Genomic DNA, 24,163 nt, shown 5'->3' on the forward strand with positions numbered 1-24,163 from the left:
CCCCGCTGGCTCGCCTTTTCCGCATCTATCGTAGGGGCAAAAAGCCGTCGCCCCCGCCTTGCTCTGCCGGTATAATGCGCGACCCGAATTGTTCCAGGTGGTCAAAATGCAGCCGGTTACCAACCTCTTCTCCTATCCCCGTTACTGGGCCGAGTGCTACGGCACGGCGCCCTTCCTGCCCATGTCCCGTGCGGAGATGGACAAGCTCGGCTGGGACAGCTGCGATATCGTGCTGGTGACAGGCGACGCCTATGTGGATCACCCGAGCTTCGGCATGGCGGTGATCGGCCGCATGCTCGAATCCCAGGGTTTTCGGGTCGGCATCATCGCCCAGCCGGACTGGTCATCGAAAGATGACTTCATGCGCCTGGGCAAGCCGAACCTCTTCTACGGGGTGACGGCGGGCAACATGGACTCCATGATCAACCGCTACACCGCCGACAAAAAATTGCGCCACGACGATGCCTACACCCCGGGGGATGTGGGCGGCAAGCGGCCTGACCGCGCCACCCTGGTGTATACCCAGCGCTGCAAGGAGGCCTATAAAGAGGTCCCGGTGGTCATCGGCGGCATCGAGGCATCCCTGCGCCGCATCGCCCACTACGACTACTGGTCAGAGACCATCCGCCGCTCGATCCTCATCGACGCCAAGGCCGACATCCTCATCTACGGCAACGCCGAGCGGCCGTTGATCGAGGTGGCTCACCGCATCGCAGGCGGTGAGACCATCGACACCATGCAGGACATTCGCGGCACTGCGGTGATCCGCAAGGAGCCGCTGCCGGGCTGGCGCGGGGTGGATTCGAGCAAGCTCGATCAGATTGGCCGCATCGATCCCATTCCCAACCCCTATATGGAAGGGGCGCCCTGCTCTGACGACGAAGGGACGGCGCCGGTGGAGCAGGAGGCCAAGCCCATCCTGGTGCAGCCGCCCAAGCAAAAGCCGTGGGAGCTGACCTACGTCAAGCTGCCGGCGTTCGAGCGGGTGAAGGAAGACAAGGTGCTCTACGCCCATGCGTCCCGCATTCTGCACCACGAGACCAACCCCGGCTGCGCCCGCGCGCTCTCCCAGGCCCACGGCGATCGCATCATCTGGGTCAACCCGCCTGCCTTCCCGCTCGAAACCGACGAGATGGACGGGGTGTTCGGCCTGCCTTACCAGCGGGTGCCGCACCCGGCCTATGGCAACGCGAAGATCCCGGCCTACGACATGATCAAGACCTCGGTCAACATCATGCGCGGCTGCTTTGGCGGCTGCTCCTTCTGCTCCATCACCGAGCATGAGGGGCGCATCATCCAGAGCCGCTCGGAAGAGTCGATCTTGAAAGAAATCGAAGAGATCCGCGACAAGGTGCCGGGCTTTACCGGCGTCATCTCGGATCTGGGCGGCCCCACCGCCAACATGTACAAGTTGCGCTGCAAGAGCCCCAAGGCCGAGCAGACTTGTCGCCGCGCCTCCTGCGTCTGGCCGACCATCTGCCCGCACATGGACACCGACCACAGCCCGACCATCAACCTCTATCGCAAGGCGCGCGACCTCAAGGGCATCAAGAAGATCCTGATCGCCTCCGGCGTGCGCTACGACATCGCGGTGGAAGATCCGCGCTATATCAAGGAGCTGGCCAAGTACCACGTCGGCGGCTACCTCAAGATCGCGCCGGAACACACCGAGGAGGGCCCGCTCTCCAAGATGATGAAGCCGGGCATGGGCAGCTACTACAGCTTCAAGGAGCTGTTCGACAAGTACTCCAAAGAGGCGGGCAAGCAGCAGTACCTGATCCCCTACTTCATCTCCGCCCACCCGGGCACCACGGATGAAGACATGGTGAACATGGCGCTCTGGATCAAGTCCAACCGCTTCAAGCTCGATCAGGTGCAGAACTTCTACCCGTCGCCGCTGGCCAACGCCACCACCATGTATTACACCGAGAAAAACCCGCTCAACAAGGTGAGCCGCCAGGGCGGGGACGTGTTCGTGGTGAAAGGGGAGCGTCGCCGTCGCCTGCACAAGGCGCTGCTGCGCTACCACGATCCGGCCGGCTGGCCGATGATCCGCGAGGCCCTGCTGGAGATGGGCAAGGGCCACCTGATCGGCAATGGCCCCGACTGCCTGGTGCCGCCGGAAGGGCGTGGCGAAGCCAAGGCCGAGCGCAGCCGCGGCAAGGGCCTGAAACCTGCATTGACCCGCCACAGTGCCATCACTCACCAGCGCAGCAACGGGATTGGCAACAAGGCCGCCCGCAGCGAGGCCGGTGCAGGCAATGCCCCGGCGGCCAGCCGAAACGGCGGCAAGGCGGGCAATGGCAAACCGGTGGGATCCCAGTTGCAGAAAGGGGCTGGCAACGGCAAGCCCAGTTCGCAAGGTACAGGTCAGGGCGCAGGCCAGAGTGCTGGTAAGAGCAAACCGGTCGGCAAACCCGCCCACAAAGGTAAAACCCCGACCCGCGCCGGCTCTGCCAAACCTGCCACTCAGGGCGGCAAGCCCGCGGCCAAAAGCAATGGTGCCAAGCGACCGGCGCGGTGAGTTTTCCTGATTGGAAATCGATAGAAATAAAAAAGGCGACTAGATGGTCGCCTTTTTGTTTTAGAGCTTGGGGATAGTTGAGGCGTCGAAAATAATATGTGAGATTTCTGCCAACAATTAATTTAGTGTCTTAATATATGTTTGGAATATAAATTAATCTATTTTTTGTGTTATTTCATTTGACCATTTCTCAGAAAGAAGATAGAAACCAGCAACTATTGACGCATAGTATGTAGATGGGTGTACTGTCTTAAAAAATTCAATTGAGCCTGCCGAGAAAATCCCACAAAATCCGAAAGTAAGGCCTAAAACTCCAAAAATATGAAACCAGTCAGGCCCCAGTTTATATCTAAAATTTTTAATAATAGCTACAGGAAAATAAAATGCGAACAATACTTCTATAGTTTTAAATATAAATATACCAATAAAATAGAGCCAATACTCTGAGAAAGTTCCATTTTCTGGAATAGCTATGATAAAAATGTCATTTTCGACAACTAATCCTGTATTGGCAATGAAGCTAGCCACTAGAATAGGGCCAACAAGCAACTTGCTTAATCCCTGTAGAGTTTTAACATCACCAAATTTAGGTATCCATTCTATAGCCATTTCTAGACCTTCTTTATACCCATAGTTAAGTAGGTATTTAAATTGAATTTCCTGCTGAGATTTTTTAAAATCCAACACTTACGCTGAGTATTTTTTGAGCATCCTTGCCAATACCTTTTTACGTTGTTCTTCAGTCGATTCTTTAACCCCTTTTTCAAACAAATACTCTCTTGTTTTACTTTGGCTATCATTAATTCCCAAAACAAAAACTCTATCTTCATAAATATTTGCTGTGCACTCTATAGCATCCATCCACTCAGAGTTTTGATCATCAGGATCAGCAGGGATTAAAGATGGAGAAAATAATCCGAGTTCAATTAGGTAACTATACCAGTTTAGATTATCAGGAGATGTTTTAGATAATTTTTCAGGATCAAACTTGTTTTCATCGAGAGGATAGTATTCATTATCTTGCCAAGATGGAAATAGTACATCATCAAAGAATCGTTCAACTAAACTATAAGTTTCTATAGACGTTATTTCTTGCTCCGCTTTACCCTCATTGGATGAGCGATATAAGCTTTTTATTAATTCCTCAAGCTTACTGCTTGATGTCATGATCCCTGAAATTAGATGATTTGTAGCATCAATTTGTGCTTTAACTTCTTTAGATTTTAGAAGATCGAAAAACATCCCTGCCCATTGCTTTCTCAGATGATTTTCAATGTCTTGAAAGTTTTTGAATCCTTCGAATGCGTTATTAGTTGGCGATCGTCTAACTTCATCAATAAAGTTAAATATGTCAATTGCATGTTCTTGTTTTTCTATTGCAGGGTAGGAGATATCAGAAACAAACTCTTTTTTCTTATTTTGGATGTAAATAAAATGGTTTGATATTACATTTTCTCTTATATAAGTAAATATTGGTATTTTTTGCTCCCTAGCAGCTGTATATTCAGCATTTGTGATAGATTTTTTTCTATCGGCAACATACTCACCACCAAATCGCCCTCCAATTATCAAAATGAACATCTGACAATTGGACACCTCATGTACACAAGATTCATGTGTATGTAATTCAGGATGATAAAAAACATCACCATTCTCACTGAGCACTGGTTCGAATCCAAAGGATTTAACAAATTTAGATAGTTGTTCTCTTATTTCACTTAGATCAAAGCATGTTGAGCTTATAAATACCTTTGGAGTTGCCATAATTTTCCTATGTGAAAAACTGTTTTCAATATTTTTTGGAAATTTTTGGCACTCACCTTTTTGAGTAAGGCATAATGCCACTAAATCCCACGCTACCGCCCATGTATTACTGCTTCCAATATGCTCCCTTGACCAGCGAGGGCAGCAACCCATCGCAGCTCAACAGGTTCTAGGCAGCTATGGTATGCCAAACGAAACTGCATCGGCGAGCCTTAGAATGATCTAACCATCAGAATTTCATCGTTTTTTGAACTGGATCAGCAAATGGATTTGAAAGGGGTATATATGGCTATTTTTATCGCCCCAAAAGATGACTGTCCCGATTGGGGGAGGCTTTGTTATCTTGCCGGGGATATCGGCAGGGGTGAGCGGTGCCCCTTTATCTCATCTCAGCAGGAGCAATAGATGGCAATAAAAACGCGATCCCGCAGGGAGAAGGTGGGCAGCGGCCTTGGGCTGCTGCTCGGGATCATCGGCTTCAATCTGCTGGTGCCTTTTTTCTTTGAAAAGCAGGCGGGCTTTGATGGCAACCAGATGCTCTGGGCCGCCGTGACGGCGCTGGTCTGCGCCGAGCTGGGGGCCAGGATGGGCAAGTGGCTGGATCGCCGGGAGCAAACGAGAGCCGGCGACTGATTCAGGAGGCGGCCGACAGGTCGCGCCTTGCTCTGAACTGGCTGGGAGTCAGGCCGGTGATGCGCTGAAATTCGCGATTGAAATTGGATTTGGTCTGAAAACCGGCGTTCATCAAGATCTGGGTAATGCTCTCATCCGTGTTAAGCAGAGCCTGTCTGGCATGGGCAATCCGATATTCGTTGATGACCCTGGGGATGCTCTGCTGGCGCACCAGATTGACGGCACTGGATATCTGCTTGGCGGGAATGCCCAGTTTGCGTGAGAGACGGGCCAGGGTCAGCTCAGGATCCAGATAGCAGGCTTTCTCCTTCATCAGGTTATCGAGCTGGGCCACTATCTCCCGGGCACGATCGTCGCTCAGCAGCGGTGCTTTCTCCGCAGGCTCGGGTTCGGAGGCTGGCATCTCCTCCTCTTCTGCGTCAGGGGTATTGACCCCCACCATCACCACGGCCGCCGCCAGCATGGGCACCAGCATCAGGTGACCCAGCGACAGGATATAGGGCGCCAGCTGGCCTTGATTGAAGGCGAAGTCGAGGGAGACGGTGGCATCGATGGCCGTCGAAAACAGCAGCATCCAGCCTGCGATATGTTCCGTCCGCCTGACCCCCTCCCACTCATTGAACGAGACATAAAGCAGCTGGGTCTTATCGGTAAAGCGCACCAGCGCGATGCCGTAGCAGAGATAGATGGCGGTCAGCAGGCCATCCAGTGGCAGTGGCAACCAGTTGTGGGTCAGCATGCCGAGGGCAACCAGCGCGGGGCCGACGCCGTGCAGCCAGGAGACACGGGCCCCTGGCGCCTTGGCCTGGCTGAAGATATGCCAGGCGGCCACCGGGATAAGTGAGGCGAGGATCGGCTGCGCGAGAGTGAGCAGCGCCAGATCGAAGGTCCAGCGCAGCCCCACCACGCCGGTGGTGATGGCGCACAGCAGCAAAAAGAGGGCGGTCGTTCTGGCAGATCGCCCGAGGCGCGCCAGCAGCACGGCGGCCAGCAGTGCCAGCAGCAAGGAGACGATAAAGGGTATGGGTATGGCCAGCATCATGTATCCCGTGTGCAAAGAGAAGCCGTTGACCGGCGGCTGCATGCCAGCATAACGGCTTGGGTCAGGCGAATGAAGCCCATGATGGCGCGGGCGCGGTTCGAGGACGACCTGAAACCGGTTTGAGGACGCCCGGGGGCGCTTTGCTCCCCATGATAAGGGCTCCCAATCACCATAACAGGCAGGTATCCATGTTCTCTTTCTATTGGCTGGGGTGGCAACGCGCCCTGGATTTTTCGGGTCGTGCCACCCGGGCCGAATGTGGGTGGTTCATGTTGGGCCATCTGCTGATCACCCTGATCTGTATCTGGCTGGACGTGCTGCTTGCCAGCCTGGGCTGGCTGGATCTGAGCTACGGCCTGGTAAGCAGCGTGCCCCTGATTGCGGTTATCGTGCGTCGTTTGCACGACACCGGCCGCTCCGGTTGGTGGGGCTGGGTCTTTCTGGTGCCGGCCGTGGGGCCCTTGCTGCTTATCTATTTGTTGGCGCAGCAAAGCGAGGCAACCCATGTTGGCAAGGAGGCATCGGCATGAGACACGCACTCTGGCTGTTTATGTTGTGCTGCTCGCTGGCTGTGGCCGTCGTCGACAATCCCCACGATTTTCCCAAGGGGGCACTGGGCCTGCTGCAGGTCGACAGTCTGACCCGTGGCGAGCTGCTGTGGCTGCAAGGGCGGGTGGGGGAGGGAACCTATACCACCACGGATGCCGAGGGACGTCACTGCGCCATCCGGGTGCCGGTGGCGGTCGGCAAGGCGGCGAGCAGCGGCCTTGGCATCGACTCTGCTGCGGGGCTGGCCATCGTCGTCATGACGCCGCGGCTTGATGCGGCGCTCAGCAAGGGGGAGCGGGTGAACAGCAGCGACTTCACCTTCTCCCGCGAGGCCGCTGACCCGGCGGCCGACGGCTATATCGTCAGCGGGATCGCGGCCGACGAAGGGTTTGTGCTGAACTCGCGGCGGCGCTGGATAGCCTGGCTGCTGGAAGACAAACCGGCGCTGCGTTGTCAATGAGACCTCCCTCGTCGGGAGGATGCGCCGGCCCAGTAAGGCACCCTGACCGAACTGGCGTGATGATCTACCAATTAGAGTTAAAAGGATGATGGATGCGATGATTTATTGAAATTCAAGGCATTTATTATTTTAGTCATAACAAATAAGCCATTTTATGGAAAATGGCTTATCCCAGTAAGTAAAAATTCTTATCTTACAAAAACCATTAACTGGTTACTATATGCAAACTGTCTTTGAGGATGCCAATTTGACTTTATCCATAGATTTGGATAAGCACTGGTCCAGTTATCCTTCTTATATCCGTAGAAACTACCTTGATAATCTTTACTGCTCGGGTGACCAACAATTGTATAATCTAAATTAGCTCCATCACAACCATATTTTTCTGCATGAATAATCCTTGCTTTTCCTAAATTGTTGTCAAGCGGGGAGCAGAATGCAGCATTACTGGCTTGAGCAATGTTCATAATTCCCCATAATTTAGTGTTTGGTTGAACAAACAAAATCTCAGTTGACTCATCTTTTAATTGTGCCCAAGCCCCAGGGTTGAGATATTGATTATTTGTTAGAGTCGTGATTTTATCAACTTGAACATATGGAGTGTTATTGGTTCGTACAGCAACAAGACGCCATCCACCACCATCTATATCAGCATTGCAATATAGGTCATGATACCATCCAGTTTCTGTTGCCAAACGACAATCAGGGTTGTTATCCTCACCCCACTCAATTCGGAAATCTCCACCTCTCCCCGTCATGTCATACCAAACACCTTGATATTGTCGTTCAGCAATAAGCTTGCCCAAATAATAAGTAGTGTTCTTATTTATATTTTGTTTCAGTTGGATAAGTTTATTATCCTCCATGAATGCACCGTTTATATTATCTCCTGAGCTTCCCGGGGCAATTATATTTCCTTCAATCTGAGCTAAAATTGTTGATGATGATGATGTGTTTTTATCTATGTTTCCATCAACCCATTCATCTTTTATTAACTTGTAGTCCTGCTCGGCTGCCGAAATACTTGTAGAGAGTAATAGCGAAAGAATCATATACTTCATAATAGCCACTCTGTATTTTAATTTTATTAAAAAGAAAATGTGAGGGACAGCTTCAATCTAGCCACGCTATCACAAATTCTATGCTTGAATCCCCAAATTACAACATCCATTACTAATAAAAGAGTCTGTTATTTGCTTTTGGTGGGACTCGGATGGCATTCTATGCGGCTAGTGCTATATGGGCAAGTAGTAAATTCAAAACTCAAGTAATAATATGTTCAGAGCTAGGCTGAACTAACGGTATGGGCTCTATTGGTCCGGACTTTATTGATCTGTAGGGTAAGCAGGAAGCACTATCAGTCAGTGCGATACATAAGCTTATTTTGGCATCTATTTTGAGACTGCCAAAGATTGCTCTCTCCTGATGGGTGATACCGGCGGTAGATGTAAATAGAGGCGATCAAACATTCTGTCAGTGGCATAGTGGTGAGTGAATGCAATCGTTGATGGCATCTTATTGCCACACTTCCTGCCCCTTGCCATTGAGCAGGGTGTGAAAGAGATAGTGATCGTCCCGATCGTAATAGACTGTAATGGTGTGCTGCTCGGTGTAATCCGCCGCCACGCTGGCCACCGTCATGGGCACCAGGATCAGCTCCCCCAGCCCCATTGTTACGGCGCTCGCCGCGGCCTGGCCATTGCCGTCACCGCGCTTGTGGATCTTGCCGAGCACGGTAAAGCGATCGCAGCCCTGCACCTTATCCTCGGTCAGAAAGGTGGCCTGCTGGCAGAGCTGGGGATCGCCCAGTTCGGCGCGAATGGTCGTGCGGGTCTCCCCTGACACTAGGGTATTGCGAAAGCGTCCCGAGTAGTGATCGAGGGCGGCGGCGCAGCCGCCCAGCAGCAATGGCAGCAGCGGCGTGAGCCGCAGACAGGTGCGCTTCATGGGCGGGCCTTGTCATCTGCAAGGGCAGCATCGCCCCGCCGCTCAGGTTCGCTGCGATGCAAGAAGGTGGTCAGGGTATCGCGCGGCGGCGTGATGCCGCACTGCACCAGGATCCGCCCAATCGCCCCCCTGTGATAGCCGCCGTGGGTTACCAGGTGCAGCAGCATCTCGGCGCGGCTCATCTGCCCCTGGTCGCCATCCGTGAACTGAAACCGGACCTGGGTATTGCACGCCTGCAGGCTCAGGGTCGCCACATACTCCACCAGCCAGTTATCCAGTGCCGTGACCGCGCCGTGCAGCGCCGCCAGGGTCGGCGTCTCGGGGGTATTGGTGGCGGTAAAACCGTGGGGCTCCCCCAGCAGATTGGCCTTGAAGATGGTATCGACCACATGGATATGGTTGAAGATGCGCAGGGCCGTGTGGTGAGCCTCGCCATATTGCGCGGCATCCAGGGTGGCGAGAGCCGCCAGCAGTTCGTCATCGGCCCAGCGCTTGTAATGAAAAAGGGATTGCAGCATCTCGTTGTTCATCGGTTCCTTGCCCTCATCTGCTCCTTGAAAGGTGGGCATGGTAGCCAAGTAGAGACCGATATGAAACCTGTTCTGCAGCGATATCGACAGCAGGCCGGCTGCTGCAAGAAAGCGGTCAGCCGGGCCCCATGGGCCTGCCAGCCTATGATCCGCTCTCGCTCCAGTTGGTGAAACATAAGGTGATCAATCAGTTACATAGGGCTGACCATAAGGCCGTCATCCCAGGCGTCGCTGAAGGCTGGGGGAGCCAGAGACACTCGTCCGAAGCCAGCGCCGCCGCCAGGTTTGCAGGGCAGAGAGAGGTGGCAAAGGGGCGGCCAGATGCCCTGAAATATCTGGTTACACTCTTCCCGTCCTGTTGATTGAATAGTGATTGAATAACGAGGGGCCGGGTGTGAAGATGCGCGCCACTCGCGACACGAGCCTGCTCGGCGAGAGATATCAAAAAAGCGACAGCGGTGATGGCGGCGGCGAGCGTCGCGGTCAACACCGCGGCAAAACCGGGCCGGGATGGCCCGCCATCTGTGAGTTCAGACCCCATGAAAAAACTGTTTCTGTTGTTGCCCGCGCTGGCGCTGACGGCCTGTGCCGGCAGCATGACCTCTGTTGACAAGACCAGCCCGCAAGGGCGCAAAGTGGTGGTGGGCCAGTTCCCGCCCAAGCCGGAGAACTTGTGCACCCTCAAGCACAACGAAGAGCTCCCGATGAACCTGCTGGAGCGCTATAGCAGCGCAGGACTGCTCAACTCCTATCTGAACAACAACCAGGAGAGCGTCAAGGTGGCCGACGAGAAGCAGGCCAACTATGTCCACGTCTATATTCCTGCCCGTAAAATGCTGTTCGGGGTGATCGACCTTAACTACAACGACAAGCCGCGGGTCACCTACTACGACTGCCAGTCCCTCAAAGGGCTGTCACGGGGCTGATCCTCGCAGGCCGATTCGGCGTGTAATGCAAGCAACAGATGCAGAAACAGGGGCGACCGGCGGGTCGCCCCTGTTGCTTTTGGCGCCGCCGATGGAGGGGAGAGGAGGGGAGTGCTACTCTGTCCACCAGTTTGCATTGACCGGTTGGCGCAGGCGTTCACCATCGCTGACTCTGCCCACGCGTGCCTGATAAAACAAGGAGTTGTCATGCGCATTGCCCTCGTAGGTCTTGGTGATATTGCCCAGAAAGCCTATCTGCCGCTGCTGGCCAGTGACGAGCGAGTCACCCCGCTGCTCTGTACCCGCAATTCGGCGGTATTGGAGAAGCTGGCCCGCCAGTACCGAATTGCCGAGTGTTTCACCGAGCTGGGCGACCTGCTGGCAAGCCGCCCCGATGCGGTGATGATCCACGCCGCCACCGCGGTACACCTTGAGCTGGCTACCCAGTGCCTGCGCGCCGGCATCCCCACCTTTGTCGACAAGCCGCTCTGCGACACTCTTGCCGGGGTAGAGAGCCTCGCTAATATCGCCATCGCCAAGAACTGCCCGCTGTTTGTGGGCTTCAACCGCCGCTATCTGCCCGCCATGAGCGAAGCCCGCGGCCAGCTGCTTACCGAGCTCAACTGGCAAAAACACCGCCACGCCCTGGCGGGGGCCCCGCGCGCATTTCTGTTCGACGACTTTATCCATGTGCTCGACAGCCTCTGCTACTACGGCGGCACGCCTGATGGGGATCTGCATGCGGTGCTGCGGCGCTGTACCCGCCAACCCGAGTTGCTGGCCGGGGTGAGCGTGGCCTGGCAGAGCGGGCAGGTGGCGGTGAGCGGCAGCATGAATCGCAGCGCTGGCATTACCGAGGAGCGTATCGACGCCTATGGCGACAACCTCTCCCTGCATATCGAGAACTGCACCCGGGGCACCCTGGCCCGCGATAAAACCGTGCAGACCCTGGCCCCCGACGACTGGCAGTCGGTGCTGGCGAGCCGGGGCTTTGCCGCCATGCTGGCCCACTGGTATCAGCAGATTGAGGCGGGGCGGGCCGACGGGGCGCTGATAGAGAGCTACCTGCACAGCCACCGGCTGGCAGAGCAACTGGTGGCCCTGGCGGGGGAGTGAGGGTGAGCGCCGCGCCGGTTTGCTCGGGCCATGGACAGGAGGGGCGGGCGAAAAAATCGCCGGACCACTGTATGAGATGGCGCATCCCTGCGCAGTCGGCAGGGAAGGGCACCTGCCGGGCGAGCCAAGCGCTGGCTTGTTTGCTATCTTGGCGAGCAGAAACGGCCTTCAGAGCAGCAGCGAGTCTATGAGCATTATTTTGGGGATAGATCCGGGTTCACGCATCACCGGTTACGGGGTCATTCGCATCGTGGCGGGCAAGGCGGAGTACCTGGGCTCGGGCTGCATCCGCACCGACCTGGGAGAACTACCATCGCGCCTCAAGCAGGTCTATGACGGAGTGAGCGAGATCATCACCCAGTTCAAGCCGGACGAGTTCGCCATCGAGCGGGTCTTTATGGCCCGTAATGCCGATTCCGCTTTGAAGCTGGGTCAGGCTCGCGGCAGCGCCATCGTGGCGGCGGTCAATGCCCTGTTGCCGGTGAGCGAATACTCGGCCACCCAGATCAAGCAGGCGGTGGTGGGCACCGGCGGCGCCGCCAAGGAGCAGGTGCAGCACATGGTGACTCACCTGCTCAAGCTCTCGGCCACCCCCCAGGCGGATGCGGCGGATGCCCTCGGGGTGGCGCTCTGCCACTTCCATACCCGCCAGATCCTGATCAAGATGGCCGGACGCAGCACGGGAGCGGTGCGCGGTCGCTACCGCTGAGCCGCGCATGCCGCCGTGATAGCGGCACTGTCGGGCAACCGGCCATGCACCGGCGGGTTGCCTCTTCTGGCAGCGGCGACTGTCGGCAGAAGCCTCAAAAGGGTCACTTTCTGTCGCACCTCCTCTTCACCGAGAAGGGCAGCCTGATCGGTCGCTAACGACAATCCTCTCAGTTAATCAACAGCTTGTGATGCATGTCACGTTTTATGGCCGTGCTCCCCTCCCTTCGCATGCCCGATCCTGACTCCCATAATATGCGCCGGCCGCGTGGTGCGGCCCGGTGAGCCCTGGGCTCCCGCTTCATCCATCATTGAGAGAGTCGAGAAGTGAAACCTTTTGCAGCTGAATTCATGGGCACCTTCTGGCTGGTGCTGGGGGGCTGCGGCAGCGCCGTGCTGGCTGCCGCCTTTCCAAACGTCGGCATCGGCCTGCTCGGCGTGGCGCTGGCCTTCGGCCTGACCGTGCTGACCATGGCTTACGCCATCGGCCATATCTCGGGCTGTCACCTGAACCCGGCCGTGACCATCGGGCTCTGGGCCGGCGGTCGTTTTCCGGCCTCCGGCGTGCTGCCCTACATGGTCGCTCAGGTGCTGGGCGGGATTGCTGCAGCGGCGGTGCTCTATGTGATTGCCAGCGGTCAGGCCGGTTTTGACCTGGCGGCGGGCTTTGCCTCCAACGGCTATGGCGAGCACTCCCCGGGCGGCTACAGCATGCTGGCGGCGCTGGTGTGCGAAGTGGTGATGACAGCTTTCTTCCTGTTCGTCATCATGGGCGCCACCGACAGCCGGGCCCCGGCCGGGTTTGCCCCCATCGCCATCGGCTTGTGCCTGACCCTCATTCACCTCATCAGCATTCCAGTGACCAATACCTCGGTCAACCCGGCGCGCAGCACGGGCGTGGCCTTCTTCGTGGGGGACTGGGCACTGAGCCAGCTGTGGCTGTTCTGGGTTGCGCCCATCGTCGGTGCCATTCTGGGTGCATTGGCCTATCGCGCGATCGCGACCAAAGCCTGATCCGTCAGGGCAGCAAAGTGTGGTATCGACACGCCCCCGGGCGTGTTTTTTCGTTTCTGGCGGGTACGAAAACGGGCCGCAAGGGCCCGCAAAGTTGCTTGGTCGTCGGCAAGAGGGGTGAGGCTACAATCCCTTGGCGCTCAGCATGTCCTTGTAGCGCTGGCGCAGCAGCTGCACCCGCTCCACACATAGGCATAGGTGCGGGTTTCGGCCATATGGGAGGGTGTGCCACCTTGTTTGTGGCTTACCAAGGGCTTACAACCCCTTGGCGCTCAGCATGTCTTTGTAGCGCTGGCGCAGCAGCTGCACCCGCTCCACATAGGCACGGGTTTCTGCGTAAGGGGGTATGCCCCCATGCTTTTGCACCGCGCCGGCACCGGCGTTGTAGGCCGCGGTGGCCAGCGCCACGTTGCCACCATACTGCTTGAGCAGCCCCGCCAGGTACTTCACCCCGCCGAAGATGTTCTGTTCCGCCAGCATGGCATTGCCCACCCCCAGCTCTCGCGCCGTGGCGGGCATCAGCTGGGTCAGTCCCATGGCCCCCTTGCGGGACACGGCGAGGGGGTTGAAGGCGGATTCGGCGTGGATCAGCGCCCGGATGAGGGCCGGCTCCACCTGATAGGCCTTGGCCGCAGCCTGGATGGTGCTGGCGTAGTCATAGAGAAACAGGCCGGTGGTATGCCAATTGACCTTGGAGTTGGGGTCGCAGGCGTAACAGTCGTTGAACAGCAGCAGCTCGTAGCGGCCCTGATCCGGCATCACGTCCGAGTAGCGCACCACGCCGTTTTTCTGCACCGACTTGTAGACCTGGATCTGGCGGGTACCGGGCGGCAGCGGGGGGCTGGCCGGCTCGGGCGGTGGCAGCACCCCCGGAGTGGGCATGGTGACGGGGGGGGCCGCGGGGGGCGGTGCCGGCGGCTCGGCGGTGAGGATCACCACCTCGGCCGGGGCGGGTGTCTGGCTCCAGCCGGGCGGGGAGAACAGCGGGATCAATCCCATCAACATCCATGCTTTCAACGGCTTGCTCCTTCAGCCTCGTTAGCCTTGTTGAGTAAAGCATCACGGCGCGGGCAGAACAAGCCCGCCCTGACCGACCCGTGCTCTCAACCGAGAAAACAGCGGCGGCAGACCAAATAAAGAGGCCGCCCGGTGGCGGCCTCGCACGGCAGTTGCCGGTTTACTCCTGCAGCCAAAGGCGGGCGCTGCGGGCGGGAATGGCGACCCGGACCCACTGGCTCTGCACGTTGACCACGGCGCTCTGGTCGAGCACGTCCCGGTAGTTGCGATACCAGTTCATCTCGAACTTGGCGGTATCGAGCCAGTACTCCTGCTCGTAGTCGCACTTGTTGATGCCGACCAGCCCCTGCTTGCCGCGCTTGAACAGCACGAAGCAGTCGCCGCTGCCGACCAGCTGCATGGGTTGGCCCTGCACCGCGTTGTGGAAGCGGATCATCCCCTTGATGTCACTGCGCAGGTAGTAGTCCTGCCAGCGCAGCCCGTCCTTGGCCTGGGTCTCGCCGTGATCCGAATAGACCAGCGGCGAGCCGCCGTCGCGACCAAGCAGGTAGGCGTAGGCCAGCTTCTCGTCGGTCGGGTTCAGGATCTGGTAGCGAAAGCCGTCGTTGGTGGGAATGTCGTGGGTGATGGCGAAGGTGACCGCCCGGCTGCCCGGCAGGGCCTGGCCATAGGCACCGGGATCCGCCAGCAGGTTCATGCTGCCACCATAGCCGAGCGCCCCACGCAGGGAGGCAAACAGCGGGAAGTCATAGGCACCCTGACCGCTGCTGTCGAGATAGGGCTTGAGGAAGCGCTCGTAGTCGTTGCTGCCGGCGCCGCCGGTGGTGATCACCTCGCCGAACACGTGCATCCCCTGCTTTATCTCTGGGGTGAACACGGCGTTGATCTGGTAATCGCTCATGTGCTTGACCGCATCGACCCGAAAGCCCTTGATGCCCATCCCCTTGAGCGCCTTGAGGTAGGCTTGCTGCTGGCTTACCACCCAGTTGTTGGGGTCGAGATCCGGCAGACCCTTGTCGCCGGCACCGCCGCACAGCCGCCAGAATTGCACGTTGCCCGGATCGTTCCAGTCGCTGATGCACCCTTCCGGATGGAAGTCCTGGCCGGCCAGGAAGTTCTGGCCCAGATCGCCAAACAGCTTCTGGCGCTCGAAGTAGCCTGGGTTGGCGGCATAGCTTTGCAGCAGCTCGCTGCCGGGGTAGTTGAGATCGCTGCGCTTCCAGCTCTCGTTGGCCATGTGGTTGAGCACCACGTCCGCGTAGACGGCGATGCCCCGTGCCTGCATGGCGGCGATCAGCTGCTCGAGATCCTGCTTGTTGCCAAGGGGGGTATCGATGAGGCGCAGATCCTGGGGTTGGTAGCGGGCCCACCACTCGTTGCCCGATGACTTGAGGGGCGGCGAGATGAGCACCTGTTTGTAGCCGGCAGCCTTGATGAGATCGGCCTTGGCGGTGACTTCACTGTATTTCCAGTTGAAGGCGTGCAGTATGACGTCGGCGTGTGCCAAAGGAGCGATCAGCATGCCTGCGATCGCCCAGATTCCCGCTGTGTGTTTCATTATTGTCAGTCCTTTTATTGGGTGCCCTGATGGGCACCCAGAGCCTCACACCAGCCTGGCTGGCCGGCAATCGCCTGACGGTGATTTTGTGAGCACTTTCAAAGCGGACTGTGCGGATCTGTGACGGCTTGCAAAAAACTGCACAGATCCCATCATTACTGATTTTTCAATCACTTAGCGGGTTGTATTGCAACTCAGTCTACCCCGTTGTTGTAGAGCGGCTGCCAGGCACAGTAGCGCTGGCCATTGCGCTGGTTGTAGAGCCAGAAGCGGTTGCAGTTGTCGTCGTAGTTGCTGGCGCCGACGTTGACGGCATAGCTGCTCAGCTTCTGCCCCTGCAGGGACTGGAACACTCCGTTGTAGAGCAGGGAGAAGTGCAGGTGCGGGCCGGTGGAGGAGCCGCCCTCGCACAGCGCCTCGTTGCGGTTGCTGGCATAGGTGCCGATGGGGGTGTCGGCGGCCACGTAGTCGCCGCTGCGCACCGAGATCCCGCTCATGTGGTAGTAGTTGGTGGCCCAGCCATTGGGGGCGGTGACTCGCACCTGGCAGCGGGAGAAGACGGTGACGGTGCCGCTGTTGGCGGCGGTGACCGTGTAGGTGGCACCGCCCCAGCCCGGCCAGTCGTAGGAGACGTCGATGGATGAGTAGGGGTAGCCGGAGCCGGTATGGGAGTGGGCGCCGTTGGCCTTCCAGCTGTAGCCCTGGCGCCAGGGCAGCTGGAACTGGCCGCCAGCCAGCGGTACCGCGGGCGCAGCCGCGCCGCCCCCGGGGGAGGTCATGGCATCCTGGCCGAACAGGGTCCGCCACTGCTCACCGAGCTGCTGCTGCACTGGCGCGCTCAGCAGGCTGGCTAGGGCGGCCTGGTGCGCGGCTTGCGGCGCCAGGGCGGGGGCGCGGCGCGGGGTGAGCTGCAGCTGGGCGCGGGCCTGGTAGAAACGCTCGGAGAGCTGGCGCGCCATCAGCTCCAGCTGATTGTCAAAGCCCCTGGCTTTCACCAGCTTGGCGAATGGTGCCGCCATGGCCTGCTCGGAGGGGGCCGAGATGAGCTGGCTGCTCGCCTCCATCAGGGCCAGCAGCAGCTGGGGGTTGAGGCTGGTGATGCCGCTCCAGTGCAGGATCACCTCCTCCTTGGGTAGCAGGTGAGGCGCCTGTTGCAGCAGGAAGTCGTGCAGATCGAACGCCATGGCCGCCTCGCCGAACACGAAGTGGGCCTCATCCAGGGGGAGTGCTGAGGGCTGGCCGGCGGCAAGCTGCTGCGCCGTGAAGTGATAGGGGGCAAGCGGGACATGGATGTCGCCGGCCCAGCCGGCGGCGGGCAGCAGGGCCAGCAGCAACAGGGAGGGGATCGGTCTGGACATGATAGCTCCTTGGCAAAGTGGTGAGGTGTCGGTGTGGGGATGACCCCACGCAGGCAACAACAGCGCGATGCTATGCCAAGGCTTCACCATAGGGCGAAACGGTGAAGTTGCTATTCGAATGGGGCTTTTTGTGTAGGGCGATGACGAGAATGACTTGTTAATAAATGTTTACATGATCTGTTTGTAGAGCCAAATCAGTGAGTTGCGGGTCATCAAATGGCGAGCTGCCGTAAAGGGTCAGGAGAAGGGACAAACAGTGTCTGCCTCTGGTTTGCCGTGCTAGGATTGCGGTTTGCTGCCGTGCCGGCAGCATGTTAAAAAGTATGCAACTTGGTGTGGTTATTGGCTTTTTTGTTACTAGAAGCCGTGATATCTTCATGCTGGTCGGATCTCTTCGACCAACAATCAATATGCGAGGATCTGGCCGGGTGGCCAGGGATGAAACGAGTGTGATAGGCAAACGGGCGATGGAACTCACGTTCGAAGAGTACTGCGATGCGGATCTCTCCCTGATCAGGGACTACTACGAAACCACTTTCTCCCACTATGTGCCGGATCTGGCCGAGCGGATCTTCGTGGTACGCGACGCCCACTGGCTGGTGGGGGCCGTGCGCCTGCGCGACGAACAAGATTACTACCACCTCTGCGGCTTTCGCCTGCTGCCCCACTACCAGTCGCTGGGGCTGGGTTCTCGTCTGTTGCAACACGCCTGCAGCGATCTGCTGGACAAGCCGGTGATCTGCCAGGCCTTGCCGTTCGAAAAACCCTTCTATCTCAAGGCCGGCTTTGCCGACCTGCCTCTGAATGAGCTGGAGGGGCCGCTCTTCTCCCTTTATGACCAGCAGCGCGAACAGGGATACCAGATCGAGCTGCTGGTGCGCCAGGCCAAGGCCCCGGTCTACAACTGAACCGTCACTGGGGCTTGGTCAGCAGATGGATCTTGCCCGGTGACAGCTCCAGCCCCAGCAGATTCTCCTTCAGCCAGGCCTGATTCGGATCCTTGGCATCGAGCCGGTAGACCGGTTGGGTCTCCAGCCGCTTCTCCATGCTCTGCAGCAGCATGCCGAGCATGAAGCCGAACTTCTGCTGCGCCGCCTCAGGCTCCAGCTTGTATTCAATCAACTTCATATTGTCGAGGAACAGGGCGCTCTGCGCCTTGTCGTAGCGTGGCCTCGCCTCGTAGGCCATGTTCAGCCGGGCGTCGTATTCGGTGTTGTCCGGCAGGGCGATCTTGAGCTTGCCCTTGCCGTAGACCCGGGCGGTGTCCGGGCTCTGACGCCCGATCTGCACGTCGCTCTGCTCGAGCTGCACATGGGCCTTGATGATGCCGGGCAGCTCCAGCTGTTTGTTCACTTGCACCTGGGATTGCAGGTACTGGTTTATCTGTTGCTCATTGATGTCATATGAGCCTTGACCTAGCATGGCCAGACTGAGCAGCATAGATGACAGGATCATGCTAACGACCTGATTGAATGGGTGTGTCTTACAGCATACCATCCTGCTTTCGTGGGATCTGCCCACCGCTTTCACCCCTGTGTAAAAGGAGTTCTCGTGATCAACGGTCTGGAGCACGACATCCAACTGCTGTTTTCCCAGTTCCTGGGCTGGTTGCTGCTGCTGTTTCACACCGTGATCGTGGCGGGGGTCTCATTGCGGGTGGTGATGAAGCGACGCCCCATCGGGGTCTCGCTGGCCTGGCTCGCCCTCATCTATGCCATCCCGTTTGCCGGGGTCGGCTTCTACGTGCTGTTTGGCGAAATTCGCCTCGGCCGGCGGCGCGCCGAGCGGGCCCAGGCCATGTACCGCCCTTACGCCATCTGGATCCGCCAGCTGGCCCGGCTCTTCCCTCAGCACTGCTGCGAGGTGGGGGAGAAGGCCCAGCCGCTGCACGATCTGATCCAGGGGCGGTTGGCCATGCCCATGCTCTCCGGCAACCGGATGACGCTGCTCAGCAAGCCGGAAGCCATCCTGCGCGAGATAGTGCGCGACATCCGTCAATCCTCCCAGTCCTGCTACCTGGAGTTCTACATCTGGCACCCGGGCGGCGACACCGACGAGGTGTGTGAAGCCTTGATGGAAGTGGCGGCGCGCGGCGTGGATTGTCGCTTGCTGCTCGATTCCATGGGCAGCAAGACCTTCTTCCGCTCGCCCTGGCCTAAGAAGCTGCGCAAGGCGGGGGTCAAGCTGGTGGAGGTGCTGCCGGTCGGGGCCTGGCGCATCCCGTTCCAGCGCCAGGATTTGCGCATGCATCGCAAGCTGGTGGTGATCGACGACAGAGTCGGTTACACCGGCTCCATGAACATGGTGGATCCCCGCTTCTTCAAGCAGAACGCCGGGGTCGGCCAGTGGGTCGACATCATGATCCGGGTACAGGGCCCCATGGTGCCGCTGATGTGGTCCATCTTCGTCTGGGACTGGGAGATGGAGACTGGCGAGCGGCTGCTCGACAGCCTGCAGCACGAGCCGGAGGCCTGGCCCCAGAGCAACTACCGGGCCCAGCTCATCCCGTCCGGCCCCTTCGTCGGCGGCGACTGCATCCAGCAGAGCCTGCTGCTGGCCATCTACCAGGCCCGCCACCATCTGGTGCTGACCACCCCCTACTTCGTGCCGGACGATCCGCTGGCGGCGGCGCTCTCCTCGGCGGCGGCCCGCGGTGTGCAGGTGCAGCTGGTGCTGCCGGCGCGCAACGACTCCATCATGGCCAATTACGCCTGCAATGCCTTCATGGAGGAGTTGCTGGAGGCGGGGGTGGAGATCTACCGCTACGACGCCGGCCTGCTGCACACCAAGAGCGTGCTGGTGGATGACGACTTCGCCCTGGTGGGGACGGTCAACCTGGATCGGCGCAGCCTCTGGCTCAACTTCGAGGTGACCCTGCTCATCGACAATCCGGTGTTCGTCGCCGAGATGACCCAGCTGGTGCAGGGCTACATGGTGGAGGCGACGCCCATGTCGCTGGCCAAGTGGCGGGCACGCCCCTGGTACAAGAAGGCAATGGAGAACATGTTCTATCTGTTCAGCCCCTTGTTGTGACATCACTTAATTGTGGCCGGCGCCGAATTGCGCTTGCCTCCCCCCGAACTTGCCCCGTAGAGTGCGGCAATCACTCCCTGGAGAACGGAATAAAGATGAAGAAGCGAGTAGCGCTGGCCGTCACGGCGGCCTTGGTGGTGGGTGGGCTGGGTGCCTGCTGGTACACGGGCAATGCGTTTGACCGCATCATGGCCGAGCAGATCGCCAAGGTGAAGCAGGAGAGCGGCATCGAGTTGAGCTGGCAGCCGGGTTCGAGCAACCTGTTCACCCGCGACGGCGTACTGAAGATGGTGATCACCCCGCAGACCCTGGCCAGCCTGGATGGTCAGCTGGAGGGGAGCGAGCCGGTCGAGGTGCAGTTCATCGTCGACAGCCGCATCCTGCCGCTCTACATCAAGAGCAACATGCTGCTCGACACCAGGCAAGGTTCGCTGGCGCCCGTGTTCAGTGCCTTCAAGATGGAACAGTGGCAGTTTGGCATCGAGTCGGTCAGCAGCCTGTGGACTTCCAGCAACAGCAGCCGCTTCTGGGCCAACGAGTTCAAGGTCAAGCAGGGGCTCGACGAGTTCAGCTTCCTGCCGATGAAGGGCGACTATCACGGTGATCTGGAAGGCAATGGCCACCTCACCTTCCACTGGCAGGGCATGACCCTGCACGAAGAGCAGAACAAGATGGACATGGTGCTGGCCGAGCTCAAGGGCAGCGCCGACATGGCCGAGATCCGCGGGATCTGGCTCTCTCCCCGCAGCGACATGACCCTCTCCGCGCTGTCGGTACAGCTGCCGGACAACGTCAAGTTCTCCCTGCAGGGGCTGACCTCCGAGACCCAGCTGGCTGGGGATGATGCCCAGACCCTCTCCAGCAGCTACCAGATGAAGGTGGATACCCTCAATCTGGAGAACGAGGCGGACAACCTGGCGCTGACCCAGAGCAAGCTGGCCCTCAATCTGAAGGGGCTGGATCTGGAAGGCTATCAGGCGCTGCAGGCCTCCAGCGGCCAGGGCGTGGAGGAGGAAGCGATCCAGCAGGCGCTGGACAAGATGCTCAAGCGTGGTGCCACGCTGGAGCTGGTGGACTTGAGCTCTCACCTCAACGGCGAGCCGGTGGCCATGAAGGGCGACATCAAGCTGGCGGGCACCTCGCTCGAGCAGCTGTTCAACAGCGAAGAGGGGATGCACGCCCTCTCCGGCCTGCTGCACGCCAACCTGAGCGGCAAACTGGGCAAGGCGGTGCCGCAGCTGGCACCCATGCTGGATCAGTTCGCGGCCATGGGGTATCTCAAGGCAGACAAGGAGCAGCTGACGGCCGAGATCAAGCTCGACAAGGGCGCCATGACCATCAACGATCTGCCGCTCTGATTGACGTCTCGTCAGTGCACATGGAACAAAGGCTCCCGCGGGAGCCTTTGTCGTTTTCAGGGGCCGGAATTACTTGAACACCACCGTCTTGTTGCCGTAGACGAACACCCGCTCGTTCAGCACCAGCTCCAGCGCCCGGCTCAGCACGGACTTCTCCACGTCGCGGCCGGCCTTGGCCATGTCGTCGGCACTGAAGGTGTGATCGACGTGGATCACGTCCTGCTCGACGATGGGGCCCTCATCCAGATCGTCGGTGACGAAGTGGGCGGTGGCGCCGATCAGCTTGACCCCGCGATCGAAGGCCTGGCGATAGGGGCGGGCACCGATGAAGGCGGGCAGGAAGGAGTGGTGGATGTTGATGATCTTGCGCGGATAGGCCTCGACGAAACTCGGGGTCAGCACCCGCATGTACTTGGCCAGCACCACGTAGTCGGGCTGGTAGCCGTCGATGATGGCGCGTACCTGCTCTTCATGCTCGGTGCGGCTCAGATCCTCGTGACTGACGGTGTGGAACGGAATGTCGAACTTGCCGGTCAGCTCGGCGAGGGTGTCGTAGTTGCCGATCACCGCCACTATGTCCATGTCCAGCGCACCGGCGTAGTTCTTCATCAGGATGTCGCCGAGGCAGTGGGTCTCTTTGGTCACCAGGATGACGATGCGCTTCTTGCCGGCCTTGACCAGCCGGCGCTGGGCACCGGCGGGCAGGGCATCATCGAGGTCGGCCAGCAGAGTCTCGTCGTTGAAGCGCCCCTCCAGCTCGGTGCGCATGAAGAAGCGGCCGTTTTCGTGATCCACGAACTCGTCGTTCTTGTTGATGTTGAGCTGGTGCTTGTAGCAGATGTTGGTGATCTTGGCGATGAGGCCCTTGGCGTCCGGGCAGTCCGTCAGCAGTATTTTCTTTTCCATCTCTGTCATGATTCCGTTGGTGTTGTTGGCGCCTGAGTCTGCGCAGGCCGCGCGTTTTTTCTGGCACTATGCCACAAACAAAATCAGAAAGGACAGCGCGCCGTGCATCCGGGCGATCCGTGCCCGGGAGCAGGCATGCTATTCATCCTTGATGGGTTTTGTGCTGGTATCCGGCGCCGTTTTTCTTTAGGCTGTCTGCGCTTATTCTCAGGGCGGGGTGAAATTCCCCACCGGCGGTATCCCGATCTGACTCGGGGAGCCCGCGAGCGCCCGACCCGGTTTTCAGCCGGGGCGGGGTCAGCAGATCCGGTGAGATGCCGGAGCCGACGGTCACAGTCCGGATGAAAGAGGATAAGACAGACTATTGCAGGCAAGCCCCCCGTGGGCCGGCCGCTGCATGCCTATCTCTGTCTGCCTTTCCATGCCCTGATTCTGGTCCTTGTCTTGTTTAGGAGTCTTACCATGAATCAGTCTCTTCTCAGTGAATTTGGTGATCCCATTGCCCGTGTCGAAGCGGCGCTGGCAGCCCTGCGTGCCGGTCGCGGCGTGCTGGTGGCCGACGATGAAGATCGGGAGAACGAAGGGGATCTCATCTTCGCCGCCGAATCCATGACCAATGAACAGATGGCCATGATGATCCGCGAGTGCTCCGGCATCGTCTGCCTCTGCCTGACCGACGAGCGGGTACGCCAGCTCGAACTGCCGATGATGGTGGAGGCCAACTCCAGCCACTATCAGACCGCCTTCACCGTGACCATCGAAGCGGCGCAGGGGGTGACCACCGGCGTCTCGGCGGCCGATCGCATCACCACCATCCGGGCCGCCATCGCCGACGGCGCCAGACCCTCCGACCTGCACCGCCCGGGCCACGTCTTCCCGCTGCGGGCCCGTACGGGCGGGGTGTTGACCCGTCGCGGCCACACCGAAGCCACGGTCGATCTGATGCAGCTCGCCGGGCTCAAACCGTTCGGCGTGTTGTGCGAATTGACCAAGGAAGATGGCTCCATGGCCCGCTTGCCGGATCTGGTGGCATTTGGCCGCCGCCATGACATGCCGGTGCTGACCATCGAGGACCTGGTGCAGTATCGTCAGTTGCTGTCAGAACGTTCAGCCTGAGCCTCATACGAAATTGTAATAAGCACAAAATTTGGTTACGCTTTGTGCGAACCTCATCCAGTGACCCTTATTTTTGACTGAACTTTGCACAAAAAGTGTACGTTTAAAAAAAAATGAGGGTTTTAATGCATTTATCTGTGATGGGGCCTATCCAAACTATGATTTTTTTGTGCCATAATCACGCCGCTTGCTAAACGTCTGGCGAGTTAAAGGGAGCTTTTAAAATGAAAAAAATGTTGTTGGTAGGTGTTGTTGGTCTGTCCGCTCTGCTGGGCGGTTGTGCAAACACCAGCGAACTGGAAACTTCCGTTCAGAATCTGTCTAACAAAGTTGACCAACTGGCTCAAGATGTTAGCGCTGTTCGTGCTGATCAGTCCAAGATCGCTGCTGATGTTGCAGAAGCCAAGCAAGAAGCTATGCGTGCTAACCAGCGCATCGACAACATGGCTACTTCCTACAAGAAGTAATCCATGCGAAAAAAATGGCGCAGTTATGCGCCATTTTTTTTTGCCTGAAATTCATCAAATTCCCGCATTTTCCTCGCTAATTCTCGCCTGACAAGGCAATGCCGAACACTCGGCATCACCCCGTTGCTCATCTTCGT

Annotated in this window: 24 protein-coding genes and 1 riboswitch; of the genes, 13 read left to right on the forward strand and 11 right to left on the reverse strand. The window is 58.3% G+C overall.

What is annotated here, in order from left to right:
- Positions 1–106: 106 nt before the first annotated feature.
- Positions 107–2,524 (forward strand): YgiQ family radical SAM protein, encoded by a 2,418-nt coding sequence (locus AB5Y94_RS02370; RefSeq protein WP_368204648.1) that lies wholly within the window; start codon positions 107–109, stop codon positions 2,522–2,524.
- A gap of 153 nt (positions 2,525–2,677) precedes the next feature.
- On the opposite strand, the gene AB5Y94_RS02375 is transcribed toward AB5Y94_RS02370, so the two are convergent.
- Together AB5Y94_RS02375 and AB5Y94_RS02380 are read right to left on the reverse strand one after the other, a co-directional pair.
- Positions 2,678–3,211 carry a hypothetical protein gene (locus tag AB5Y94_RS02375; RefSeq protein ID WP_368204649.1) on the reverse strand — a complete coding sequence of 178 codons (534 nt, stop codon included), beginning with the start codon at positions 3,209–3,211 and terminating at the stop codon, positions 2,678–2,680.
- Positions 3,212–4,441, reverse strand: a complete 1,230-nt coding sequence (locus AB5Y94_RS02380; RefSeq protein WP_323902434.1) for a DUF4062 domain-containing protein — start codon at positions 4,439–4,441, stop codon at positions 3,212–3,214.
- 252 nt (positions 4,442–4,693) lie between these two features.
- Here AB5Y94_RS02380 and AB5Y94_RS02385 point away from each other — a divergent pair, with 252 nt between their 5' ends.
- Positions 4,694–4,921 carry a hypothetical protein gene (locus AB5Y94_RS02385; RefSeq protein WP_368204651.1) on the forward strand — a complete coding sequence of 76 codons (228 nt, stop codon included), beginning with the start codon at positions 4,694–4,696 and terminating at the stop codon, positions 4,919–4,921.
- Position 4,922: 1 nt separating this feature from the next.
- On the opposite strand, the gene AB5Y94_RS02390 is transcribed toward AB5Y94_RS02385, so the two are convergent.
- On the reverse strand, positions 4,923–5,960 hold the full coding sequence (locus tag AB5Y94_RS02390) for a helix-turn-helix domain-containing protein (protein WP_368204652.1): 1,038 nt from the start codon (positions 5,958–5,960) through the stop codon (positions 4,923–4,925).
- A 191-nt stretch (positions 5,961–6,151) separates the two neighbouring features.
- Here AB5Y94_RS02390 and AB5Y94_RS02395 point away from each other — a divergent pair, with 191 nt between their 5' ends.
- Positions 6,152–6,493 carry a DUF805 domain-containing protein gene (locus tag AB5Y94_RS02395; RefSeq protein WP_368204654.1) on the forward strand — a complete coding sequence of 114 codons (342 nt, stop codon included), beginning with the start codon at positions 6,152–6,154 and terminating at the stop codon, positions 6,491–6,493.
- A complete protein-coding gene (locus AB5Y94_RS02400; protein ID WP_368204655.1) occupies positions 6,490–6,972 on the forward strand; it encodes a hypothetical protein in 483 nt (160 codons plus the stop codon). The genes AB5Y94_RS02395 and AB5Y94_RS02400 overlap by 4 nt, the downstream gene beginning before the upstream one ends.
- 188 nt (positions 6,973–7,160) lie before the next feature.
- Here the strand turns inward: AB5Y94_RS02400 and AB5Y94_RS02405 are convergent, their stop codons facing one another.
- From AB5Y94_RS02405 to AB5Y94_RS02415, 3 genes are all read right to left on the reverse strand, one after another.
- Positions 7,161–8,033 carry a hypothetical protein gene (locus tag AB5Y94_RS02405; RefSeq protein ID WP_368204657.1) on the reverse strand — a complete coding sequence of 291 codons (873 nt, stop codon included), beginning with the start codon at positions 8,031–8,033 and terminating at the stop codon, positions 7,161–7,163.
- Positions 8,034–8,487: 454 nt separating this feature from the next.
- Positions 8,488–8,919 carry a hypothetical protein gene (locus AB5Y94_RS02410; protein ID WP_368204658.1) on the reverse strand — a complete coding sequence of 144 codons (432 nt, stop codon included), beginning with the start codon at positions 8,917–8,919 and terminating at the stop codon, positions 8,488–8,490.
- The gene (locus tag AB5Y94_RS02415; RefSeq protein WP_368204660.1) at positions 8,916–9,449 is read right to left on the reverse strand and encodes a DinB family protein; all 534 of its coding nucleotides are present in this window, start codon (positions 9,447–9,449) and stop codon (positions 8,916–8,918) included. Before AB5Y94_RS02415 ends, AB5Y94_RS02410 begins: the two co-directional genes overlap by 4 nt.
- Positions 9,450–9,988: 539 nt before the next feature.
- On the opposite strand from AB5Y94_RS02415, the gene AB5Y94_RS02420 reads away from it, so the two are divergent.
- From AB5Y94_RS02420 to aqpZ, 4 genes are all read left to right on the forward strand, one after another.
- On the forward strand, positions 9,989–10,375 hold the full coding sequence (locus tag AB5Y94_RS02420; RefSeq protein ID WP_005298645.1) for a hypothetical protein: 387 nt from the start codon (positions 9,989–9,991) through the stop codon (positions 10,373–10,375).
- A 207-nt stretch (positions 10,376–10,582) separates the two neighbouring features.
- The gene (locus AB5Y94_RS02425) at positions 10,583–11,491 is read left to right on the forward strand and encodes a Gfo/Idh/MocA family protein (protein WP_368204661.1); all 909 of its coding nucleotides are present in this window, start codon (positions 10,583–10,585) and stop codon (positions 11,489–11,491) included.
- A gap of 187 nt (positions 11,492–11,678) precedes the next feature.
- A complete protein-coding gene (gene ruvC, locus AB5Y94_RS02430) occupies positions 11,679–12,200 on the forward strand; it encodes a crossover junction endodeoxyribonuclease RuvC (RefSeq protein ID WP_017766544.1) in 522 nt (173 codons plus the stop codon).
- 326 nt (positions 12,201–12,526) lie between these two features.
- Positions 12,527–13,213: an aquaporin Z gene (aqpZ, locus tag AB5Y94_RS02435; RefSeq protein ID WP_025202032.1), complete on the forward strand. Its 687-nt coding sequence runs from the start codon at positions 12,527–12,529 to the stop codon at positions 13,211–13,213.
- A gap of 255 nt (positions 13,214–13,468) precedes the next feature.
- Here the strand turns inward: aqpZ and AB5Y94_RS02440 are convergent, their stop codons facing one another.
- The 3 genes from AB5Y94_RS02440 to AB5Y94_RS02450 form a co-directional block, all read right to left on the reverse strand.
- Positions 13,469–14,218, reverse strand: a complete 750-nt coding sequence (locus tag AB5Y94_RS02440) for a lytic transglycosylase domain-containing protein (RefSeq protein ID WP_368205007.1) — start codon at positions 14,216–14,218, stop codon at positions 13,469–13,471.
- Positions 14,219–14,390: 172 nt separating this feature from the next.
- Complete coding sequence (locus AB5Y94_RS02445; RefSeq protein WP_005298654.1) at positions 14,391–15,788, reverse strand: alpha-amylase family protein; 1,398 nt, start codon at positions 15,786–15,788, stop codon at positions 14,391–14,393.
- Between the two features lie 194 nt (positions 15,789–15,982).
- On the reverse strand, positions 15,983–17,146 hold the full coding sequence (locus AB5Y94_RS02450) for a M23 family metallopeptidase (RefSeq protein ID WP_368204664.1): 1,164 nt from the start codon (positions 17,144–17,146) through the stop codon (positions 15,983–15,985).
- A gap of 467 nt (positions 17,147–17,613) precedes the next feature.
- On the opposite strand from AB5Y94_RS02450, the gene AB5Y94_RS02455 reads away from it, so the two are divergent.
- Positions 17,614–18,054: a GNAT family N-acetyltransferase gene (locus AB5Y94_RS02455; protein ID WP_019839648.1), complete on the forward strand. Its 441-nt coding sequence runs from the start codon at positions 17,614–17,616 to the stop codon at positions 18,052–18,054.
- Between the two features lie 4 nt (positions 18,055–18,058).
- Here the strand turns inward: AB5Y94_RS02455 and AB5Y94_RS02460 are convergent, their stop codons facing one another.
- A complete protein-coding gene (locus AB5Y94_RS02460; protein WP_005298658.1) occupies positions 18,059–18,601 on the reverse strand; it encodes a DUF1439 domain-containing protein in 543 nt (180 codons plus the stop codon).
- Positions 18,602–18,697: 96 nt separating this feature from the next.
- Between AB5Y94_RS02460 and cls the strand changes: the two genes are divergently transcribed.
- Positions 18,698–20,179, forward strand: coding sequence for a cardiolipin synthase (gene cls / locus AB5Y94_RS02465; RefSeq protein ID WP_005298659.1), 1,482 nt, complete (start codon positions 18,698–18,700; stop codon positions 20,177–20,179).
- Positions 20,180–20,274: 95 nt separating this feature from the next.
- Positions 20,275–21,537 (forward strand): DUF945 family protein, encoded by a 1,263-nt coding sequence (locus AB5Y94_RS02470; RefSeq protein WP_017785845.1) that lies wholly within the window; start codon positions 20,275–20,277, stop codon positions 21,535–21,537.
- Positions 21,538–21,606: 69 nt separating this feature from the next.
- Here AB5Y94_RS02470 and purU read toward each other — a convergent pair whose 3' ends face one another.
- Complete coding sequence (gene purU, locus AB5Y94_RS02475; protein ID WP_011705222.1) at positions 21,607–22,443, reverse strand: formyltetrahydrofolate deformylase; 837 nt, start codon at positions 22,441–22,443, stop codon at positions 21,607–21,609.
- 199 nt (positions 22,444–22,642) lie between these two features.
- Positions 22,643–22,800: riboswitch (FMN riboswitch) on the forward strand.
- A 105-nt stretch (positions 22,801–22,905) separates the two neighbouring features.
- On the opposite strand from purU, the gene ribB reads away from it, so the two are divergent.
- Positions 22,906–23,559, forward strand: coding sequence for a 3,4-dihydroxy-2-butanone-4-phosphate synthase (gene ribB, locus AB5Y94_RS02480; RefSeq protein WP_005298666.1), 654 nt, complete (start codon positions 22,906–22,908; stop codon positions 23,557–23,559).
- Between the two features lie 224 nt (positions 23,560–23,783).
- The gene (locus AB5Y94_RS02485) at positions 23,784–24,026 is read left to right on the forward strand and encodes an Lpp/OprI family alanine-zipper lipoprotein (RefSeq protein WP_010634682.1); all 243 of its coding nucleotides are present in this window, start codon (positions 23,784–23,786) and stop codon (positions 24,024–24,026) included.
- Positions 24,027–24,163 lie beyond the last annotated feature (137 nt).

Origin of the sequence: Aeromonas sp. s5 (genome assembly GCF_040907865.1) — a bacterium.
Lineage (GTDB): Bacteria > Pseudomonadota > Gammaproteobacteria > Enterobacterales > Aeromonadaceae > Aeromonas > Aeromonas dhakensis.

What these genes read in the sequence shown, in the direction of transcription:
- AB5Y94_RS02370 (WP_368204648.1), top strand. Translation starts at nt 107, where the DNA reads ATGCAGCCGGTTACCAACCTCTTCTCCTATCCCCGTTACTGGGCCGAG.
- AB5Y94_RS02380 (WP_323902434.1), bottom strand. Translation starts at nt 4,441, where the DNA reads ATGGGTTGCTGCCCTCGCTGGTCAAGGGAGCATATTGGAAGCAGTAAT.
- AB5Y94_RS02385 (WP_368204651.1), top strand. Translation starts at nt 4,694, where the DNA reads ATGGCAATAAAAACGCGATCCCGCAGGGAGAAGGTGGGCAGCGGCCTT.
- AB5Y94_RS02390 (WP_368204652.1), bottom strand. Translation starts at nt 5,960, where the DNA reads ATGCTGGCCATACCCATACCCTTTATCGTCTCCTTGCTGCTGGCACTG.
- AB5Y94_RS02395 (WP_368204654.1), top strand. Translation starts at nt 6,152, where the DNA reads ATGTTCTCTTTCTATTGGCTGGGGTGGCAACGCGCCCTGGATTTTTCG.
- AB5Y94_RS02400 (WP_368204655.1), top strand. Translation starts at nt 6,490, where the DNA reads ATGAGACACGCACTCTGGCTGTTTATGTTGTGCTGCTCGCTGGCTGTG.
- AB5Y94_RS02405 (WP_368204657.1), bottom strand. Translation starts at nt 8,033, where the DNA reads ATGAAGTATATGATTCTTTCGCTATTACTCTCTACAAGTATTTCGGCA.
- AB5Y94_RS02410 (WP_368204658.1), bottom strand. Translation starts at nt 8,919, where the DNA reads ATGAAGCGCACCTGTCTGCGGCTCACGCCGCTGCTGCCATTGCTGCTG.
- AB5Y94_RS02415 (WP_368204660.1), bottom strand. Translation starts at nt 9,449, where the DNA reads ATGAACAACGAGATGCTGCAATCCCTTTTTCATTACAAGCGCTGGGCC.
- AB5Y94_RS02420 (WP_005298645.1), top strand. Translation starts at nt 9,989, where the DNA reads ATGAAAAAACTGTTTCTGTTGTTGCCCGCGCTGGCGCTGACGGCCTGT.
- AB5Y94_RS02425 (WP_368204661.1), top strand. Translation starts at nt 10,583, where the DNA reads ATGCGCATTGCCCTCGTAGGTCTTGGTGATATTGCCCAGAAAGCCTAT.
- ruvC (WP_017766544.1), top strand. Translation starts at nt 11,679, where the DNA reads ATGAGCATTATTTTGGGGATAGATCCGGGTTCACGCATCACCGGTTAC.
- AB5Y94_RS02440 (WP_368205007.1), bottom strand. Translation starts at nt 14,218, where the DNA reads ATGTTGATGGGATTGATCCCGCTGTTCTCCCCGCCCGGCTGGAGCCAG.
- AB5Y94_RS02445 (WP_005298654.1), bottom strand. Translation starts at nt 15,788, where the DNA reads ATGAAACACACAGCGGGAATCTGGGCGATCGCAGGCATGCTGATCGCT.
- AB5Y94_RS02450 (WP_368204664.1), bottom strand. Translation starts at nt 17,146, where the DNA reads ATGTCCAGACCGATCCCCTCCCTGTTGCTGCTGGCCCTGCTGCCCGCC.
- AB5Y94_RS02455 (WP_019839648.1), top strand. Translation starts at nt 17,614, where the DNA reads ATGGAACTCACGTTCGAAGAGTACTGCGATGCGGATCTCTCCCTGATC.
- AB5Y94_RS02460 (WP_005298658.1), bottom strand. Translation starts at nt 18,601, where the DNA reads ATGATCCTGTCATCTATGCTGCTCAGTCTGGCCATGCTAGGTCAAGGC.
- AB5Y94_RS02470 (WP_017785845.1), top strand. Translation starts at nt 20,275, where the DNA reads ATGAAGAAGCGAGTAGCGCTGGCCGTCACGGCGGCCTTGGTGGTGGGT.
- purU (WP_011705222.1), bottom strand. Translation starts at nt 22,443, where the DNA reads ATGGAAAAGAAAATACTGCTGACGGACTGCCCGGACGCCAAGGGCCTC.
- ribB (WP_005298666.1), top strand. Translation starts at nt 22,906, where the DNA reads ATGAATCAGTCTCTTCTCAGTGAATTTGGTGATCCCATTGCCCGTGTC.
- AB5Y94_RS02485 (WP_010634682.1), top strand. Translation starts at nt 23,784, where the DNA reads ATGAAAAAAATGTTGTTGGTAGGTGTTGTTGGTCTGTCCGCTCTGCTG.